Source organism: Clostridioides sp. ES-S-0001-03 (assembly GCF_020676075.1).
GTDB lineage: Bacteria > Bacillota > Clostridia > Peptostreptococcales > Peptostreptococcaceae > Clostridioides.
Map to the genome: position 1 here is coordinate 103022 of NZ_JACVWJ010000004.1, position 19906 is coordinate 122927.

The following is a 19906-nucleotide window of genomic DNA, read 5'->3' on the forward strand; positions in this document are numbered from 1 at the left end:
TGCTAAACACAAGTATATAATATCATAAATTATCTAAATTTTACAGTTCCATTATCTATAGATTCAACTACTGCTAAAGATTCTAATCTTACATCATTGGCCTTTAAAAGTGCTCCTCCAGCTTGGAATCCTTTTTCAATAACAATCCCTACTCCAACTAAGTTTGCATTTGCTTGTTCAATTAAATCTTTAAGACCAAGAGCGGCTCTTCCATTAGCTAAAAAATCATCTACTACCAATATGTTTTCACCTTCGTTTATATACTTTTTAGAAACTTTTACTGCATATTCTTTTGCCTTAGTAAATGAATATACATTAGTTTCATACACATCAGTATCTAAGTTTTTAGATTCTGATTTTTTCGCAAAAACTACAGGTGCATTGTCAAAGTATTGTGAAACAATTGATGCTATAGCTATTCCTGAAGCCTCTATTGTAAATATTTTATCTACCTTTTCTCCACTAAATCTCTCTTTAAATTCTTTTCCTATTTCATTTAAAAAAGCTACATCAATTTGATGATTTAAAAAACTATCGACTTTTAGTATATCATTTCCTGAAACACTACCTTCTCTTAATATCTTTTCCTCTAAAGCCTTCATTGTACTCCCACCTAAACCTTTCTAAATTATATTAATCTTAATAAAAAAAATTATATTCTCTTTAATTTTACTCTCTACATTGCTTGTATTTTATCTTAGAATACTAAAAAAGCTCCTGTCTATATCATAGACAGGAGCTTAAAATTCAAAGTAACCAACTTAATATATAATTTAAAATAAGTATAAACTATATCATCTTCACTCCTGTAGTTAAGCTATTATTGGTAGCTTAGTAGAAACATTTGAACCATATTATCAAAAGTATACAGGTAAACATATTAATTTATTCTTTTTAATTATATATTATAATTCTCTATTATTCAACAAATAATTCAAACTGTGTAGAATAAAACATTCACTAGTTACTTGACAAAATTCAACCTTTTTAAGTAAACTTATAGATTTTCCATAAAGATATAACTTTTTTCTATATTATCTAGAAGTACTTCATCCTTGTTTATATTAGCTATTTTAGCAATAGCTTTTTTTACTCCATTAGACTTTATTAGTTCTTGTAATTCTACACTTTGAGCATCTTCACTATTGTTATAATGAAGTGCTGCACCTATTCCAAGAATTAAGTTATCAACTGTTAAGCCATATGATTTTGCAGTCATTAGAGGTTTAATCAATCTATCTTTATCACTTAATTTTCTAAGTGGCTCTCTTCCAACTCTGACTACATCATCATTAAGATATGGATTTTTAAATCTATTTAAAATCTTATCAATATATTTATAATGTGCTTCTGAATCAAAATTATATTTTTTAATTAATCCTTCTCCACTTTCTGTCATTGCATTTTTCACTATATTGCAAATATATTCATCATTTATACTTTCTTCTATTGTTTTGTATCCCTTTAAGTACCCTATATAAGCAGTTATAGCATGGCCTGTATTTAGTGTAAATAACTTACGTTCTATATAAGCCATAAGGTTATCAGCTAAATTCATTCCAACTATATTAGGTATTTCTCCTTTAAATCCTTGCTTTTCAACATTCCACTCATAAAAATTTTCAACAGTTACATCAAGAGGATTCTCATTTTTACCAGGAGGAACTATTCTGTCAACTGAACAGTTAGGGAAACCAATATAGTTCTCTAAATAGTCTTCTTCTTCTTTATTTAGACACTTAAGTATTTCCTCTTTTAAAGAAGAACTTGCATATATTGCATTTTCACAAGCTATTATATTTAAATTATTTGTTAATCCTTTTTCTTTTCTAGTTTTTATACCTCTAGCAATTGTAGGGGCTATTTTAGTTAAAACCAAAGGGCCAACTGCTGTAGTTATTATTTCAGCTTCTACAATCTCATCTATTATTTCTTCTTTTATAGATGAAACTGCACTTATATTGTCAATTATCTCATCTACACATTCTACATCTCTTATGTGTATAGTATATTTTTTATCTTTATTTATTGAATTTAATATTTCTTCATTAACATCAGCAAATACAACATGATAACCTGACTTAACTAACAAACCTCCAATAAATCCTCTTCCAATATTTCCTGCTCCAAATTGGATTGCCTTTTTCATTTTAAGTTCCTCCTAAGATTAGTTGGCAAAAGCTTCCATAAAAGCTTGTTTGTCATTTGAATTTTTTAGTCTCTCTGTTAAATCATCATCTAAAACTATTGCTATATTAGATAGTATCTCTAAATGCTCATCTCCAACACCAGCTATTCCTATTAATAAATATGCCTTTTCTCCATCAAAATCTATACCATTAGGGAATTGTAGTATAACTATTCCAGAAGATAATATTTCTTTTTTCGCTTCATTTACACCATGTGGAATAGCAACACCCATGCCCATGTATGTAGTCATTACCTTTTCTCTTTCCAACATTGCTGGTATATATTCTTCTTTTACATATCCATTTTCAAATAGTTTTCTTCCTGCTAAAGTTATAGCTTCTTCCTTTGAAACACTATCTAATCCTAAAAATATATTATTCTCATTTAATACTTTACTCATAATATCAACCTTCCTTTTTTTAATGTAAATTTTATTTATCTATTAATGTTTTTAATTTATTTGTATAAAAATTAAAAACTATATCTTTTATTTCTAATGTCATCTCTTGTATAGAAAATTTGTTTATTTTATTAGTAAAAACAAAATTATCTATTAATGAGCCACTTACTTCACTCATTATTTGTCTTTGATAATTTGGTGAATCTTTAGGAAGTAACATAAAAACCACATTCTCAATTTCTTCCTTAGAATTTAGCTTTATGTTATTTTCTAATCTTATTATTGCTAACTTCATAATATCTATTCTTTCACTCATACAGTGTAATAATAAAATCCTTGATTCTTCTATATATGGAATTGATATTTTTAATCTTTCTTCTAATGATTCTTTTATAGATATTACATCTTCACTAGATTTTACAAATATTTTTGATGAATCCATAATAAGTTCATCTAAGTTTTTACTTTTAAATTTTTTAAATTGAATTTCATCTAAAAACTGAAGAATATCTCTTCCTATGTTCATACTTTCTGTTATCTGTTCATATACTTTATTTTTATTTTTAGTATCATCTTTTACTTTTAAATCCATTAATTTGTTTTGAGCTATAGACTTTATTTTTTCTTTGATTATCAGCTCATCATCTGAACTCATAAATGGACCTACACATATATAATCTAAGTTTGTATTTAATTCTACTGTAGATACAATTAAATCGACTTCTTTTTCTTTTAAATATTCCTCATCTATGTTTATAGCTGAAATAGTTTCAAGTATATTTAGATTTGGAAATTTATTTTCAATTTTAGTCGATAAAAACCTTGAAGTTCCTATTCCAGTAGGACATGCTACAACAATATTTATATTAGCATGCATCATTAGATTTTTTTCTATGGCTGATGCAAAATGCATTGCAATATATCCTATTTCAGATTCAGGTATTGAATTTATATTTAGCTTATCTTTTATGACTTTAGAAACCTTTTCGACTCCATTATAAGCATATGAATACTTAGTTTTTATTTCATCTAAAAGGGGATTTCTTATTTCTAGTCCCATATTCAATCTGTTTATGGAAGGTCCCAGATGGTTTGCTAGGTCTTTAAATAATCTTTCATCATTTTTAAGACTTATCTTAAATTCATCTTCTGCCAAATCTATCATTTTATTTGTAATGTCCATTACTTCTATGTCATCTAAGTTTAACTCTTTATGACTTGAAGATGACCTTTGCTTTGCACCTCTAATGTGCATAGTTATATATCCAACTTCATCTAATGGTATATCCATACTAAAATCAACTGCCATACCTTTTACGATTTCCTGAGCTAATTTAAACTCTTCGGTTAAAGATAATTCCTTTAGAAAATCTTTCTCCATAGTTATATTTTCACCATTTTTTATCCTCTGTAAAGCTAATGAAATATGAACTACAAGCCCTATATATGCACTATCAGCTAAATTTACATCTAACTCTGAAAGCTTCTTTGTTAATGTACTTTCAACTTTTCTTATTATGCACTTGTCCATTAAATTTAAAAGTCTATTTTCACTTAAAATCTCTATTGCTTTATCAGTTTGTATATTCTCACTTATATTTCTGACCATATCCAATATTTCTTTTTCATTAAATGAGTCATATATAAGGTTTACATATGCTTCTCTAAAGTTTTTTTCCTGACCTTTGAGATACACACCAAGCCCTGGTTTTCTAATAAGCTCAATATCAAATCTTTCTAACCATTCACTTGCTAGTGCAAAATCATTATTTAGTACTCCTTCAGATACCTTTAATATTTTTGCAAAGTAGTAAGATTTTACTGGCTCATTAGAAACTAGTAGCTTTGATAATATAATTAAGTTTCTTTCTTCTTTGTTATATTCTTTTTCTATTTTTTCCTCTTCTAACAACTCAATTATAAAATTTTGATTTTCTGTATTCTCTTCTAAAATCAAACCTACACCTGGTTTTTTTACAAAATTAAAATCATTTTCATCAAACCATTTTTCAATTCCTGACATATCTCTAAGTACAGTTCTTGAACTTAACTCTAACTCTCCTGCAATTTCAGAAACAGTTATTGGAATATTTTTTTTAGAATTTTCTACTATCATGAGTATTATCTTTTTTTGTCTAGATGTAATCTTCTTTTTTTTCAAATTATCCACTCCTAATCAGTGGTACTTTTTATTTTTTATTTAGATTCTAATCTTTTAAACAGTATATCTAAATTGGGGTCATTTAAAAAGTTATTTATTGATACTATCTCAACATTTGAATTGTTTTTGGCAACTCTTTCAACTAATGTGTTGTGAGTTACTACTATTTGTGTATCATCTGGAAGATTATCAACAGATGAATTTGTAATTTCTATATCTAAATTCAAGTTTTTTATTCTATTTTTAAATCTAGAAGCTCCCATTGCACTAGAACCCATTCCTGCATCACATGCAAATACAATCTTCTTAATTTCATTTAATTCAAGTTGCTTTTCTTTAACTTTTTGTTCTGAACTTTTGCTTGCAGATTTCATATCACTCATCTTTGCTTTAGCTTCTTCTAAAGTACCATCTTCTTCACTTTGGTTTGCTGAAGCTCTCTTAACAAATGGTGCTGCCACTAAGAATGATACAACTGTCGCAACTGCAACCCCTGCTAATACTGGAAGTAATCCTCCTTTTGGTGCTAGTGCCATAAGTGCAAATATACTTCCTGGTGATGGTGCTGCTACAAGTCCAGCTCCTAATATTGAAAAAGTTAATATTCCTGCTGCTCCACCTGCCATTGTAGCTAATATTAAAACTGGATTCATTAATATATATGGGAAGTAAATTTCATGGATACCACCAAGGAAATGTATTATTACTGCTCCTGGTGCTGATTGTTTTACACTTCCTCTACTAAACATCCAATATGCTAATAGAACACCTAAACCTGGTCCAGGGTTACTTTCTAATAAGAACATTATAGATTTACCTGCTTCTTTTGCTTCAGCTATACCTATAGGACCTAATATACCATGATTTATTGCATTGTTTAAGAACAGTACCTTTCCAGGCTCTATAAATACCGAAACTAAAGGTAATAAACTTTTGCTAACTATAAATTGCACTCCTGATTCTATAAGAGCTGTACCTGCTACTATAGCTGGTCCAATTGCATAAAAACCTAATATTGCAAGAAGCATACCTATTATACCTATTGAAAAGTTATTTACTAACATCTCAAATCCTGTTGGTATTTTACCATCTACAAGTTTATCAAACTTCTTGATTACCCATCCTGCAAATGGTCCCATTATCATTGCTCCAATAAACATTGGTATATCAGCTCCAACGATTACTCCCATCGCTGCTGCTGCACCTATTACTCCGCCTCTTTGTCCTGCTATAGCTTTACCACCAGTATATGCTATCAATAGTGGTAAAAGATATTTTATCATCGGATCGCCTATAGTGCTTAATTTTTCATTTGGCATCCACCCTGTTGGTATAAATAATGCTGTTATAAGACCCCATGCTATAAAAGCTCCTATATTTGGCATTACCATCCCACTTAAAAACTTTCCTACTCGCTGTATAGATGTCTTTATTGTCGATTGATTAGAACTGCTCATAATTTTACCTCCATTTGAATTATATTCTATATCGATATGATTCCCTTTTGTTATACTTTTATTATAGAGTTTATATTTTATAGTAACAACTTTAAGAAATCGTTTCTATGTCACTTAAGATAATGACATTTGTCACTTTAGTTTTTGTTTAATTTTATTTATGTAGTATTTTAAATTAAGAATTTAATGAAATAAATTTTTTAGGGACACTTTTGGACATACTAATATAGATTTAATTGACTTATACTTTCAATAAAAAATACTATATACACAATATTAACAACAGGAGTATATAGACATAATGTAAGATCTTATATAATAAGAATTAACTTCAAATTAGCTACCACCTTAAATAAAACATTATTTAATATACAGTTTGATTGTATAAAGCAACATATATTAAACAGATTCAGTTAAAATAGTTTAAATTTTTCAAAAATCTCAATATCTGACAAAATACTTTAATAAAATTAAAGAATAAGTTATAATTAATACTATCAATTATAATAAAGTATAAAAATATAAGGAGTGATTAAAAAATGGCGTTTTATTTTGATACACCATCACATACTTTCAGTGAATACCTACTTGTACCAGGTTTCTCTTCTACTGACTGTATACCTGCTAATGTAAGTTTAAAAACACCTGTTACTAAATTTAAAAAGGGCGAGGAAGCAGATATTCATATGAATATACCTTTAACTTCTGCTATTATGCAATCTGTTTCTGATGACAAGATGGCTATTGCACTTGCTAAAGAAGGTGGCATCTCATTTATATATGGTTCTCAATCTATTGAAAGTGAAGCTGCTATGGTAGCACGTGTTAAATCTCATAAAGCTGGATTTGTTGTGAGTGATTCAAATATTAAACCTGACAATACATTAAAAGACATACTTGAACTAAAAGAGAGAACTGGTCATTCTACGGTTGCAGTTACTGAAGATGGTACTTCAACTGGTAAATTATTAGGTATTGTTGCAAGTCGTGATTATCGTATAAGTCGTATGGACTTAGACACTAAAGTTAGTGAGTTTATGACTCCTATGTCATCCATAGTTTATGCTAACAAAGATGTTACTTTAAAAGAAGCAAACAATATTATATGGGACCATAAGCTTAATTCTCTTCCTGTACTTGATGACAATGGTAATCTTGTATATATGGTATTCCGTAAAGATTACTCTTCTCATAAAGAAAATCCACTTGAACTTTTAGATTCTTCTAAAAGATATGTAGTTGGAGCTGGTATCAATACTAGAGACTTTGCTGAGCGTGTTCCTGCTTTAGTTGAAGCTGGTGCTGATGTTTTATGTATAGACTCTTCAGAAGGTTTTTCTGAGTGGCAAAAAATAACTCTTGATTTTATTCGTGAAAAATACGGTGATACAGTTAAGGTTGGAGCTGGGAATGTAGTTGACCGTGAAGGATTCCTTTACCTTGCTGAAGCTGGTGCTGACTTCGTTAAAGTTGGTATTGGTGGTGGTTCTATATGTATCACTCGTGAACAAAAAGGTATAGGACGTGGACAAGCTACTTCTATAATTGAAGTTGCTCAAGCTAGAGATGAATACTTTGAAAAAACAGGTATTTACATTCCAATTTGTTCTGATGGTGGTATTGTTTATGACCATCATATAACTTTAGCCTTAGCTATGGGTGCTGATTTTATAATGCTTGGTAGATATTTCTCTCGTTTTGATGAGAGTCCAACTAATAAGGTTAATATAAATGGTAGTTACATGAAAGAGTATTGGGGAGAAGGTTCTGCACGTGCTAGAAACTGGCAAAGATATGACCTTGGTGGAGATAGGAAACTTTCTTTTGAAGAAGGTGTTGACTCTTATGTTCCTTATGCTGGTTCTTTAAAAGACAATGTGACACTTTCTCTAAGTAAGGTTCGTTCTACTATGTGCAACTGTGGTGCTCTTAGTATTCCTGAACTTCAAAAAAATGCTAAGCTAACACTTGTATCTTCTACTAGTATCGTTGAAGGTGGAGCTCATGATGTTATACTAAAAGATAACAGAAACTTATAATATAAATAAAAGTGTAGTTAATTGTAAAATCAACTACACTTTTTATTTTAATATAAGCTATTATTTATGAGTTATTATTTAACTGTAAATTCAAGAAGCTTACTTTTAAGTTCATTTTCTATTTTTGATAATTCAACTTCTGCTTCCTGTCTCTTTATTCTACCATCATTCTGTATCTTAACTACTTCATCAATAGTTGATATTAAAGATTGATTAGTTTTCTTAATTGTATCTATATCTACAATTCCTCTTTCTGATTCTTTGGCTGTTTCTATTGTTCCCATTTTCAATGTCTCTGCATTCTTTAGTAGAAGTTCATTTGTCATATTACTAACTTCACGCTGTGCTTTCATAGCTTGATTCAAATGAGATATTCCAAGAGCAAGTACTATTTGATTTTTCCACAATGGAATAGTATTTACTATAGTAGATTGAATTTTTTCTGCCATTAGATTATTGCTATTTTGAACCAATCTTATCTGTGGAGCCATTTGAAGTGATACCATTCTAGTTAATTCTAAGTCATGAATCTTCTTTTCAAATCTGTCACAAAGTGAAACCATATCGTTTACAGATTGAGCATCTTCTGTTGAACCAGACAAACTTGCTCTTTCTCTTAATTTTGGCATCTCAAGCTCTTTCATATCTTTTAGCTTTTGTTTCCCTGCTATAATATACATTGTAAGCTCTTTTGAATAAGCTAAGTTTAATTCATACATTTTATCAAGCATTGCTATATCTTTCAATATTTTAACTTGATGCTTTTGAAGTTCTTTACTTACTTTGTCTACATTTACTTCTGCGCTATCATACTTAGTTTTTAAATTTGAAATTTTATTATTTGCCTTTTTAAAAATTCCTAAAAAACCACCTTGTTCTTTTTCGTCAGCTGAGAATGATTTTAAATCAGTAACTAGATTTGTAAGCATATCACCAACTTCGCCTAAATCTCTAGTTTTAACACTCTTTAAAGCGGTTTCCGAAAATCCCGCTACCTTTTTTTGAGCCCCAGCTCCATATTGCAAAATCATATTTGTATTTGTAATATCTATTTTTTCTGCAAACTCTTTTACCATTTTACGCTCAGCTTCTGATAGTTTTTCTTCTTCTGGGTCTTTTTCATTCTTTTTCATTAATAGGTCAGAATTATTTATATCATTTGTTTTTGTTTCTTCACCAAATGGGTCAAGTGTTAGTGTTGGCATAACTGGTATATCATCTAAATTATTCATTCTATAGTTCTCTCCTCTTCCTTCATAAAGTACTAATTATATACTTATATCTTACATATTTTTATCCTTCATAACTACTTAACTGTTCAAAAATAACAGAATATTTTTTATATTACAGTTAAAACTTTCCACCTGTTAATCCCTCTTGAACTAACATATTTTCTAAAACAGTAATATCTGTAGATATGTCAATAGCTTCATCCTCAAATAGAGAATCCAGTTGGTTTTCAAAAGCCACTACAATTGTACTCATTGTACTTTCAATGCTTTCCATAGTTGTTGTTATATTTTCTCTGTCTATTCCTTGTTCTTCCAATATATGATATGAATTTAAAAGCTTTAAAGTAGTTGGAATATAATAATCCATAAATTTTTGTATCTGAATAAGTTTTGATGGGTCATGTTTTACAACATCAAATATTTTACTTGTAACATCTTCTACTTGTATAATTTTCTTGCACATTGATTCTGATTTAATATTTTCATTAGCCTCTTTTATTTGTCTCAAATAGTCCATTCCCTTTTTAATAATCATATCAGCTTCATTGCTATTCTCAACTTCATCTTCTTCAACTTCATATACTACATCTTCATATGTTGGTGGAACTCCATCTTCATTTGTCAATACAATTTGATTATTTCTTTTATCAATATAAGTATTTATAAAGTAATTTTTATCTATCATCTTTTGCACATCTTTTATTATAAATTTTAGTGATTTAGATGTACTTTCTGCAATAAGTTCTACTGGAATAATATTTTTATTACTTATGATTGTACAGTATTTTTTATAACGAGAAATTTGGTCTCCTAATCTTTTACCTTTAAAAATACAAACTCCACCTATTATTAAGAATAAAGCACATACTTGAATAGGAAGTATAACTGCCCATCCAATTATAATTGAAATAGTTGACAATACTAAGGCTGATAGTGTAAATAAGCCTACTAGACCCCATCCAACGATCTTCAAAAACTTACTTAAAAACGAATTTATTAATACAGATTTTTTAGAAAAATTCTCTGGTTTATACATGATTTATATCCTTTCATTTTTACTAATATTATTATTATATTTCAGTTTGATTATACAATTACTTACTTATTACTGTCAAGGAATTTGAAATTCTACAAATTATTTCAAATAAAGTAATAGACTTAAATGTAAGTACATTTTCTAACTAAAAATGTACTTACATTTAATGCTATACAAAAATAAGAGAACTTAATTTTAAGTAAATTTAAGCCCTCTCATTTTTTATATTTATATAATTATCATTATTTATCTCATCTATACTTAATCCAAATAAAAAATTATATTAATAAAGATTTGCAAATATCTCTCTTATTTCTTCTCTACTAAGTTCTACATAATTATTGGCAAGTAATCTCTGTTGATTGGCTATCGTACTATCAGTAAATTCATCTATCTGACTTTCTACCATTCCATACTCTCTTAGAGCTTTCTTAGTTATTAATTTGTTTAAGAATTTCTCTAATTCTCCATAAACGTCACAATTAGAGTCACATTCAAGAGCATCTGCTAAAATTTTTGTACATTGCGTAATCTTTCCATTAGGATTTTTTCTAGAGTACATCTTAAATACTTCAGTAAAGAACTGATAATTTGCTTCCCCATGTGCAACATGGAAAGCTGCACCTATCGAATAAGATAAAGCATGCACTGCTGCACAACCAGCATTTCCAAAAGCAATTCCTGCATAGTTTGATGCAAGTACAAAGTCCTTAAGATGATTGAATCTCTCTTCTTCTCCTTTATCCACAATCTTTTTATATCCATCCATAATCATTTTTATAGCCTGTAAAGAATATATTTCTGTAAATGGACTTGCTTTTGGAGATAGATAAGACTCAATAGCATGTATAAGAGCGTCCACTGAACTTGTTACAAAAAATTTATAAGGCAATCCTTTTACTGACTCTGGAATTAATACTGCATAATCTGCATAAGTTTCTTCTACTGCAAGACCCTTTTTAGTATGCTTAGATTTTAACTCTGCAATGGCTACATTTGTTACTTCACTTCCTGTACCACATGTTGTAGGAACTACCACCAATTCTTTTACTTTTTTAGGTGCTACTTCTCCTTCAAATAAGTCAATAGACTTCTCTGGAACATCAAGTGCTAATATCTTGCATATATCAACTATTGTACCTCCTCCAAAAGCGATAATTCTATTGAAATTGTATTTCTTCATTTCTTTTGTCATAGAATCTATCATTTCATCAGATGGTTCACCTGTTCCAAATTTTTCTTGGAAAATTAAATTGGTATCTATTCCAAGAGGTTTCATATATGGTTCATATATAAATTCATTTGTAATTACTAAATCATTTTTTCCTATTTTAAATTCTTCATTGAATTCTTTAAATGTATCAAAATAAAATATTTTTGGAACTACTCTAAGTGCTTCCATACTTAACACCCCTCTACTATTAATATTTCTCCTTAAATCGTTTTTCAAACTCTAATGCTAGATTTTCTCTTACACTTGGATGAGCAATATTGATTAAATTTCTTGCCCTTTCTCTAAGAGATTTCCCTTTTAGTTCTGCTATACCATACTCAGTTACAACATAGTCAATATCATTTCTAGATGTTGTTATAGGAGCACCTTCATCCACAATAGAGACAATTTTTGAAATTACTGTCCCATCTTTTTTTGTAGTTATTGAAGGCATTGCTATAATTGCCTTTCCATCTTCTCCCATAGATACTCCACGTATGAAGTCAACTTGACCTCCAACTCCACTAAATTGTCTAAGACCCATTGCCTCTGCAACTACCTGTCCCATCAAATCAACTTGTATAGCAGAATTTATAGACACCATTTTATGTTGTTTCATTATAACTGCTGGATGATTTACATAGTCTACAGGTTTCACTTCAACTACTGGGTTATTATTAGCAAAATCATATAATTTTTTAGTTCCCATTAAAAATGTAACTGTCATTTTTTCTTTATCAAAATTTTTATATTTACCATTTATAACACCTTTTTCATAGAGAGCTAGGGTTCCATCTGAAATCATTTCTGAATGAATTCCTAAATCTTTTTTATCTGTTAAAAATAACATAACTGCATCTGGAATTCCACCAATTCCAAGTTGTAAAGTAGAACCATCTTCAATTAGAGAAGCACAGTTTTTACCTATTGCTTCTTCTACTTCTCCAATCTTAGCAGGTTGCAGTTCATATAAAGGTTGTGACTTTTCAACTATATAATCAAACTCTGATACATGAACTACTTCACCATAAGTTCTAGGAAATTGGTCATTTACTTGAACAATTACTGTTTTAGCAGTTTTAATAGCCTCATAAGTATAATCAACTGATGTTCCTAGGCTACAATACCCATGTTCATCTGGTGGAGTTACCTGAGCTAAAACAACATCACATTTTAATCTTTTCTCTCTAATTAATTTTGGTACTTCATGAAAGAATGCAGGAGTAAAATCTCCATCTCCATTTTCAATTGCCTTTCTTACATTTCCACTTACAAACATTGGATTTACTCTAAAGTGAGTTTCCATTCCCTCACCAGTATATCCACCACTGCCTAGACTTACCATATGCTTAATCTCAACATTTTTATACTGTTTTGCATTTTCAATCATTGCCTCTACTAGTGCAGGAGGCTCACCTACACAATGTGCAAATACTACTGTATCCCCATCTTTAATATGCTTTACAGCCTCTATAGCAGTACATAACTTACTTTGATACAATTCTCGCCAATTCAATGAAATCACCCCATCTAACTCTTATTTAAGCCTCACAAATCGCTGATTCTATTATATTTATAGCTCTTTCTATATGACTAAAATCCCAAATTTTAATATATGATTTCTTAACTTTATATTGTTGGTAGGATGCACATAAAGTTGTGCATCCTCCAATTATAAGTAATAAATCATATTCTACATCTTCTTCTGCTACGCTAAAATCTACTCTACCATTAAAGTGCTCTTTGATTATTGCTAGAGCCTTCCCTCTTTCGTATCTAGGGTTACAGCCCCCACAAAATCTAACTCCACAGGTCATGTGTAAATTCTCCTTCTAAAATCTCTTTTTATAACTCAAACTACTACTTTATAATCATTCTTATACGATATATTTTTTCATTAATTAGTATAAGTCAATATATTTTCCCATTTATATATCAACTTTTTTATATATTAACTTTTTATAAATTTAGAGCTTTTTCTTTTTTTATTCCTGCAATTGTCTTAGCTAATTCTTTCTTCTGATTTATATTTCCTTGTCTTGAAATCATTATTCTTTGTGCCTGTGGTGAACCTGCTCCATGCATTGACTCAGTTCTATAACCAACAGCAGATGAGCCAAGACATATATTTTCTAAGAATCTTAATATTCTCATTCTTTCTTCTGTTGAAGCTACTGAAGAAGCTTTAAAATATTTATTACATACTTCACCTATTGTCATTCCACTTGTTCCAACTTTTAAATCTGACTTGAAGTCTTTTTCTGAAGGCATAGTAACCATAAGCCCACCAGCTATATCTTCTGCAAGTCTCACTATTTCATAAGGGAATCTAGTTACATTTTGTTTACATACATTTGCAAGAAGTAAATCTATTTGATAGTTTCCAGCCTCTGTCTTATGTCCTTCTGATGAACATGCTATACCACAACAATATAAGCTTTCATTAAGGTGAGTCATTTCTATTAATTTATCTTTTATATGAGAAGCTTTGTTTGCTCCATTGTAATCAGCTGCTAAAGCTGCTGCTCCTATTATTACATCCCCTACTCCAACTTTACATCCACCATAACTTTGTCTATGATATCCAGCAAATCTTTCTACCAACATACCAGAGAAATCCCACTCTCCGCATAAGAAGATTCTATCATTTGGAACAAATACATTATCAAATACTACTAGAGCTTCTTGACCTCCAAACTCTTTATTTCCTAAGTCAACATCTGCTCCCTCTTCTAATTTTCTAGTATCACAAGATTGTCTTCCATAAATCATAAACACACCTTCAGCATCTGAAGGAACTGCAAATGATACAGCATAGTCTTTATCTGCTTCAGTCATGCTTATAGTAGGCATTATAAGATGTTCATGTGAATTTATTGAACCAGTTTGATGAGCTTTTGCTCCTCTTACCACTATTCCATCTTCTCTTCTTTCAACTATGTGAAGGAACATATCTGGGTCAGGTTGAGCACTAGGTGATAATGCTCTATCTCCCTTAGGGTCAGTCATAGCTCCATCAACTACTAAATCGTTTTCTTGTATATAAGTTAAGTATTTTACAAAATTATCATGATAATTAGTTCCATGCGCTTTGTCGCACTCAAATGTTGTTGAATATACCGCATTAAAAGCATCCATACCTACACATCTTTGGAAACAAGAAGCTGTTTTTTGACCACATAGTCTTTGCATTTTAACTTTTTTTATCAAATCATCAGTACTTTGATGAAGATGACCAAATCTATTTATTTTTTCTCCTGTAATATTTGAAGTAACTGTCATTAAATCTGCATATTCTGGGTCATGTGCCAAATCATAAGTAGCTGCTACACAATTTATAGATGGTCTAATCATTGGATGGTCAACCCAATTTTTAACCTCTTCACCAAACATATAAACTTTAGTATTTAATTTTCTCAAACTTTCAATATATTGAGCTCCTGTCATTAATGCCATAATAAAACCACTCCTTCTCTTTTATAATAATTTTTATTTATGTTAATTTATAATACTTCCTTCTTTTGTTCGTCTTTCAATCTTCTAAATTTACTTCAATATTTTAAATTAAATTCATTTTTAGTTTAGATTCATTCTAAATTAAAATATATTTCTATTTTAATTTAGAATGAATACTTTTTTATATTTGAATTTTATCCCCAAAGTTCTTCATCTGTAGGCACTTCATTTTCTGGCATATAATAAGCAATTCTAGAAATATTAATTAAATGTTTGTAGTCAAGATTTTCAGAAATACTATTATTTCCCCAAGAACCACAACCTAAGGTATTTGTAGGTGCAAGACCATTAAAGAAGCTTCCTCCAGCACTTGTAGCACAACATTGATTAATTACAAATCTTGATACTTCTATATTTTCTCCTGCATATTCTATGTTCTTAATTGTATTTGAATGTATAGATACACTATGTCCTTTTCCTTCTACATTTAGATTTGCTTTTGCAATAGCTACTCCTTCTTCAAAGTCTTTATACTTATATGCAGATATAACTGGACACATTTTTTCTTTTGCAAGTATGTCTTCTTCACCTGGTCCATCTGCTTCTATTACTATTATTTTTGTATCTTTTGGTATTTCAACTCCTGCAATGTTTGCGATTGCATGAACTGATTGTCCTACTGCATCTTTATTCATAGATTTATTCACAAACATGGCATTTCTAAAAGCTTCTTTTTGTGCATTATCTCTAACTATAAATCCTTTGTTACTTTCAAATTCATCCATTACTTTATCAAACATTTCTTCTGCCACTATCACTGATTGCTCACCTGAGCAAATTATACCATTATCAAATATTCTTCCAGCTATGATTTTAGGTACTGCTTCTTTAATATCTACATCTCTGTCTATAATACATTGGACATTTCCTGCTCCTACACCAAGAGCTGGTTTTCCACTTGAATATGCAGCTCTTACCATTCCCATTCCACCAGTAGCAATTACTACATCTGCTGATGAAATTAAATTTCTCGTATTTTCTCTTGATTGTTGGTCAAGTATTTGTATTAGATTTTCTGGTGCTCCTATTTTTTCTAATTCTTCATTAATCATATCAACAGTCTTAGTACTACATCCAATTGCTTTATGATGTGGTGTTATAATAATTGCATTTCTTCCCTTTAATGCAAACATAGCATTACTCATAGGTGTAACTATTGGATTTGTACAAGGAGTTATTGCTGCTACAACTCCAATTGGTTTAGCTACTTTTGTTATTCCTGTTTCTCTATCTATATCAATTATACCAACTGATTTCTTATCTTTTAAATTATTATATATAACTTTCGCTTTACTTTTATTTTTAGCTACTTTATCTTCATATACACCCATTCCAGTTTCTTCTACTGCAAGTTTAGCTAAATATTCGGCGTTATAGTATACTACCTTTCCAACTATCTTCACTATTTTATCCACTTGTTCTTGAGTATAACATTCAAACTCCCTTTGAGCTTTTCTAGCCCTCTCAATGTATCCATTAATATATTCTTTGCTTAAATCTTCAAAGTTTTCTACTGCTTTTTCCATTTTTAATATTCCTCCAATTTATTAAATATTTTTATAATGCACTTTCAAAAGTTTCTGACTTCTTCATTGTACCTGTACTCATAAATTTACTATGCCATGATAAAGCTTCGTCTAATATATGAGGAGTTTGTTTTGCTCCATTTTGACATGCTCTATTTAGGTAATCCATAAGTTGATCTTTATAATCTGGATGAACACAATTTTCTATTATCTTAATAGCTCTTTCTCTAGGTGCAAGACCTCTTAAATCAGCATATCCTTGTTCTGTTACAATTACCATTACATCATGTTCAGTGTGGTCTACATGAGATACCATAGGTACTATTGATGATATATCACCATTTTTTGCAATTGATTCAGTACTAAATATAGTTATGGCTCCATTTCTAGCAAAATCACCAGAACCACCGATTCCATTCATCATCTTTGAACCCATGATATGAGTTGAGTTTACATTTCCATAAATATCAACCTCAATTGCAGTATTCATTGCAATTACACCAATTCTTCTAGCTATTTCTGGGTTGTTACTAATCTCTTGAGGTCTCAATATAATCTTATCTTTAAAGAAATCTATATCATTTTCAAATTTTATTAATCCTTCTGGTGATGGGCTTACAGATGTAGTTGATGCCATTGTAACTTTACCCATTCTTATTAAGTCCAACATAGAGTCCTGCACAACCTCTGTATAACAAGTTAAATTCTCAAATTCAGATTCACATAGTCCATATAAAACTGCATTTGCTACACTTCCTACACCAGATTGAAGAGGAAGTAAATTTTTTGACAATCTACCTGATTTTACTTCTTCTCTAAGAAATGCAATAATATTATTTGATATTTTTTTTGAAGCTTCATCTACAACACCCAATGGACGTGTTTTATCTTGCATATTAGTGATTACTATTCCTGCAATCTTATCTAAACCACAAGGTATATATGTCGTTCCGATTCTATCTTTAGGATGATTTATTTCTATTGGTTTCCTGTTTGGCGGATTTTCTGTAATATATATATCTGCCATACCTTCCATCTCCATTGGTTTTGCCAGATTTATTTCAACAATTACTTTGTCTGCACTTTTTACAAAAGATGGTGAATTTCCTATCCCACTAGTTGGTACAATATCTCCATTTTCAGTTATGGCAAGTGCTTCTATTATCGCTACATCCACTTTAGGTATAGTTTTATAGTTTAAAAATTGAGTAGAATGACTTAGATGCATATCTATATAATTAACATCACCTTTATTAATACTGTTTCTAAGTATTGAATTAGTTTGATAAGGAAGTCTTCTTTCAATTATTCCTGCTTCTGCCCATGCTCCATCTACTTCTGGTCCTAAAGATGCTCCTGAATATACAGTCAATTTTATCTTCTCTCCACTTTTTACCCTTTCTGAAACCGCTAATGGTACTGCTTTTGGGTAACCTGAAGGTGTGAATCCACTAAGTCCAACAACCATCCCATTATTTATAAGTTTAGCAGCTTCATCTGCATTCATAATTAAATCACATAACTTTTTATTTCTTAATCTTTCGCTTAATTCTTCAAATACTCCTTCATTATTCATAAATATCCCCCCATATAAAATCTTATTTACATTGGAAGTTTGTGTAAAACTATAACCAATATAACTTTAGTTAACAGTGCAAATGGATAGGTAGCACCATACCCCGCTGCTGGGTCATCACTATCAAGAGCATCAACAGCAGCTCCAAGACCTGGTGTTGATGTCATACCACCACAGACAGCTCCAGATAACAAAATCCAATTTAGTTTGAATACATACTTACCAACTAAAAATCCAATCATCATAGCTGTAATTCCTACTACTATAGCTACTAAAGCTAGATGCATCCCAGATGTCATAATTGAATCAACAACTTTACCACCATATCTTAATCCAACTATTGCTAAGAAAAATACTAGACCTATTTGTTTTAGAATATTTAATACTTTTTCTTCCATTCTGAAATTTACTATACCTATCTTACCTATATATCCAAGTATTAGAGATACAATTAAAGAACCACCAGTTGCCCCTAATGTAAAGTATCCTAATGGTCCCATGAACACGTGTATTCCTCCAACTAAATATCCAGCAAGACATGTTAAGAAAAATGTTATTATATTAAATGGAACTTCTGGTATCGTTTTACCACCAACACTATCTCTAGCTTCTTTCATTTCTTTTTCATATTTTCTTCTTTCTTCTCTAAGGTCCATTCTAAATATTTTAGGAAGGAAATTTACTCCTAAAATCACTATTAATACTCCAAAAGGATAGGCAACTGCATGCCCTATACCAACACCTGCTTCAGCATATGCGATATACTTATCTATTTGCTCTTGAGTTAGTGATGTAGTTGTAGCTACATCCAATTTTCCCTCTGGATCAACTACTTTTAATATTTCTTTTTTATCTTTTATTGATGCTTTCTCAAACTCTTTTGATACATCTTCTGCATGTTTACCAGCTGTTTCTAGAGCAGCAGCTAGACCAGGAGAACTTGTTAGTGCTCCTGTATAAACACCAGAAACCTCATATGCACTACTTCCTTTATTACTTGATAGCAAAGTCATTGCATAAGTCATAGAGCCTCCTATAAAAGTTATAAGCACTCCTAAAACTACAAATCTAGCTCCATACTTCTTAAGTACAGCTTTCATATCCTTAGCAGCCAATAAACCAACTGCTGCAACAAATATAATTAGAAAAAAATCAAAGAAATCAGAAGAAATAATTCCATTGCCCATCATGATAGTTGCTGCCTTATACCCTGCTGCTGTCTCTCCTTTTGCTATTACTGAATTTCCTAAGCTATACACAAGCCATCCAATAAATAATCCTGTAAATAACGCTCCTGACACTCCAAAATTAAACTTCCCAAATTTAATTTTTCCAAATAATATTCCTGTAATTACAGCAGCGAACATAAGGACAAAAGGGTTCATTAAAAAATCCATTAACTCAAATTTCACCAAACCACTCCCTTTCATATTTTGTTATTAAATTAACGATATTTATTAAAAAATATATCTCTCCCCTCTTTGCAAACTTTGCAAAATTATATTTTGTTATTAAATTAACATTTCTAATTAAAAAAATTTCATCCCTCTAACATTAGTT

At 30.2% G+C, this 19906-nt stretch carries 15 protein-coding genes and 1 riboswitch; of the genes, 1 reads left to right on the top strand and 14 read right to left on the bottom strand.

Translation table 11 applies throughout. From position 1 onward, the window contains the following. Positions 1-29: 29 nt before the first annotated feature. The 5 genes from IC174_RS09500 to IC174_RS09520 all read right to left on the bottom strand — a co-directional run bounded on the left by IC174_RS09500 (position 30) and on the right by IC174_RS09520 (position 6208). Complete coding sequence (locus IC174_RS09500; RefSeq protein WP_227432704.1) at positions 30-602, bottom strand: xanthine phosphoribosyltransferase; 573 nt, start codon at positions 600-602, stop codon at positions 30-32. Positions 603-789: 187 nt separating this feature from the next. Then, a riboswitch (purine riboswitch) is annotated at positions 790-891 on the bottom strand. A gap of 106 nt (positions 892-997) precedes the next feature. After that, positions 998-2149, bottom strand: a complete 1152-nt coding sequence (locus IC174_RS09505; RefSeq protein WP_227432703.1) for a mannitol-1-phosphate 5-dehydrogenase — start codon at positions 2147-2149, stop codon at positions 998-1000. Between the two features lie 18 nt (positions 2150-2167). Beyond that, positions 2168-2590 (bottom strand): PTS sugar transporter subunit IIA, encoded by a 423-nt coding sequence (locus IC174_RS09510; RefSeq protein WP_227432702.1) that lies wholly within the window; start codon positions 2588-2590, stop codon positions 2168-2170. 31 nt (positions 2591-2621) lie between these two features. After that, positions 2622-4760 (bottom strand): BglG family transcription antiterminator, encoded by a 2139-nt coding sequence (locus IC174_RS09515; protein ID WP_227432701.1) that lies wholly within the window; start codon positions 4758-4760, stop codon positions 2622-2624. A gap of 26 nt (positions 4761-4786) precedes the next feature. Continuing rightward, positions 4787-6208: a PTS mannitol transporter subunit IICB gene (locus IC174_RS09520; RefSeq protein ID WP_227432700.1), complete on the bottom strand. Its 1422-nt coding sequence runs from the start codon at positions 6206-6208 to the stop codon at positions 4787-4789. A gap of 539 nt (positions 6209-6747) precedes the next feature. Here IC174_RS09520 and IC174_RS09525 point away from each other — a divergent pair. Next, complete coding sequence (locus IC174_RS09525) at positions 6748-8247, top strand: IMP dehydrogenase (protein ID WP_227482793.1); 1500 nt, start codon at positions 6748-6750, stop codon at positions 8245-8247. 74 nt (positions 8248-8321) lie between these two features. Here the strand turns inward: IC174_RS09525 and IC174_RS09530 are convergent, their stop codons facing one another. The 9 genes from IC174_RS09530 to IC174_RS09570 form a co-directional block, all read right to left on the bottom strand. Further along, the gene (locus tag IC174_RS09530; RefSeq protein ID WP_227482794.1) at positions 8322-9479 is read right to left on the bottom strand and encodes a toxic anion resistance protein; all 1158 of its coding nucleotides are present in this window, start codon (positions 9477-9479) and stop codon (positions 8322-8324) included. A 118-nt stretch (positions 9480-9597) separates the two neighbouring features. Next, on the bottom strand, positions 9598-10515 hold the full coding sequence (locus IC174_RS09535) for a 5-bromo-4-chloroindolyl phosphate hydrolysis family protein (RefSeq protein ID WP_227432697.1): 918 nt from the start codon (positions 10513-10515) through the stop codon (positions 9598-9600). A gap of 283 nt (positions 10516-10798) precedes the next feature. Continuing rightward, positions 10799-11917, bottom strand: a complete 1119-nt coding sequence (locus IC174_RS09540) for a 4-hydroxybutyrate dehydrogenase (protein ID WP_227482795.1) — start codon at positions 11915-11917, stop codon at positions 10799-10801. A 19-nt stretch (positions 11918-11936) separates the two neighbouring features. Beyond that, positions 11937-13244 carry an acetyl-CoA hydrolase/transferase family protein gene (locus IC174_RS09545; RefSeq protein WP_227432695.1) on the bottom strand — a complete coding sequence of 436 codons (1308 nt, stop codon included), beginning with the start codon at positions 13242-13244 and terminating at the stop codon, positions 11937-11939. A gap of 25 nt (positions 13245-13269) precedes the next feature. Further along, positions 13270-13545 carry a hypothetical protein gene (locus IC174_RS09550; RefSeq protein ID WP_227432694.1) on the bottom strand — a complete coding sequence of 92 codons (276 nt, stop codon included), beginning with the start codon at positions 13543-13545 and terminating at the stop codon, positions 13270-13272. Between the two features lie 142 nt (positions 13546-13687). Then, positions 13688-15184 (bottom strand): 4-hydroxyphenylacetate 3-hydroxylase family protein, encoded by a 1497-nt coding sequence (abfD, locus tag IC174_RS09555; RefSeq protein WP_227432693.1) that lies wholly within the window; start codon positions 15182-15184, stop codon positions 13688-13690. A gap of 194 nt (positions 15185-15378) precedes the next feature. After that, the gene (locus tag IC174_RS09560; protein ID WP_227482796.1) at positions 15379-16770 is read right to left on the bottom strand and encodes an aldehyde dehydrogenase family protein; all 1392 of its coding nucleotides are present in this window, start codon (positions 16768-16770) and stop codon (positions 15379-15381) included. Positions 16771-16801: 31 nt separating this feature from the next. Continuing rightward, complete coding sequence (locus tag IC174_RS09565) at positions 16802-18346, bottom strand: acetyl-CoA hydrolase/transferase family protein (RefSeq protein ID WP_227482797.1); 1545 nt, start codon at positions 18344-18346, stop codon at positions 16802-16804. A 26-nt stretch (positions 18347-18372) separates the two neighbouring features. Further along, positions 18373-19776 (bottom strand): hypothetical protein, encoded by a 1404-nt coding sequence (locus tag IC174_RS09570; protein ID WP_227482798.1) that lies wholly within the window; start codon positions 19774-19776, stop codon positions 18373-18375. Positions 19777-19906 lie beyond the last annotated feature (130 nt).

Coding starts and splice junctions, on each gene's coding strand:
- IC174_RS09525 (WP_227482793.1), top strand. CDS start 6,748: ATGGCGTTTTATTTTGATACACCATCACATACTTTCAGTGAATACCTA.
- IC174_RS09530 (WP_227482794.1), bottom strand. CDS start 9,479: ATGAATAATTTAGATGATATACCAGTTATGCCAACACTAACACTTGAC.
- IC174_RS09505 (WP_227432703.1), bottom strand. CDS start 2,149: ATGAAAAAGGCAATCCAATTTGGAGCAGGAAATATTGGAAGAGGATTT.
- IC174_RS09560 (WP_227482796.1), bottom strand. CDS start 16,770: ATGGAAAAAGCAGTAGAAAACTTTGAAGATTTAAGCAAAGAATATATT.
- IC174_RS09540 (WP_227482795.1), bottom strand. CDS start 11,917: ATGGAAGCACTTAGAGTAGTTCCAAAAATATTTTATTTTGATACATTT.
- IC174_RS09500 (WP_227432704.1), bottom strand. CDS start 602: ATGAAGGCTTTAGAGGAAAAGATATTAAGAGAAGGTAGTGTTTCAGGA.
- IC174_RS09570 (WP_227482798.1), bottom strand. CDS start 19,776: ATGAAAGGGAGTGGTTTGGTGAAATTTGAGTTAATGGATTTTTTAATG.
- IC174_RS09535 (WP_227432697.1), bottom strand. CDS start 10,515: ATGTATAAACCAGAGAATTTTTCTAAAAAATCTGTATTAATAAATTCG.
- IC174_RS09520 (WP_227432700.1), bottom strand. CDS start 6,208: ATGAGCAGTTCTAATCAATCGACAATAAAGACATCTATACAGCGAGTA.
- abfD (WP_227432693.1), bottom strand. CDS start 15,184: ATGGCATTAATGACAGGAGCTCAATATATTGAAAGTTTGAGAAAATTA.
- IC174_RS09565 (WP_227482797.1), bottom strand. CDS start 18,346: ATGAATAATGAAGGAGTATTTGAAGAATTAAGCGAAAGATTAAGAAAT.
- IC174_RS09550 (WP_227432694.1), bottom strand. CDS start 13,545: ATGACCTGTGGAGTTAGATTTTGTGGGGGCTGTAACCCTAGATACGAA.
- IC174_RS09510 (WP_227432702.1), bottom strand. CDS start 2,590: ATGAGTAAAGTATTAAATGAGAATAATATATTTTTAGGATTAGATAGT.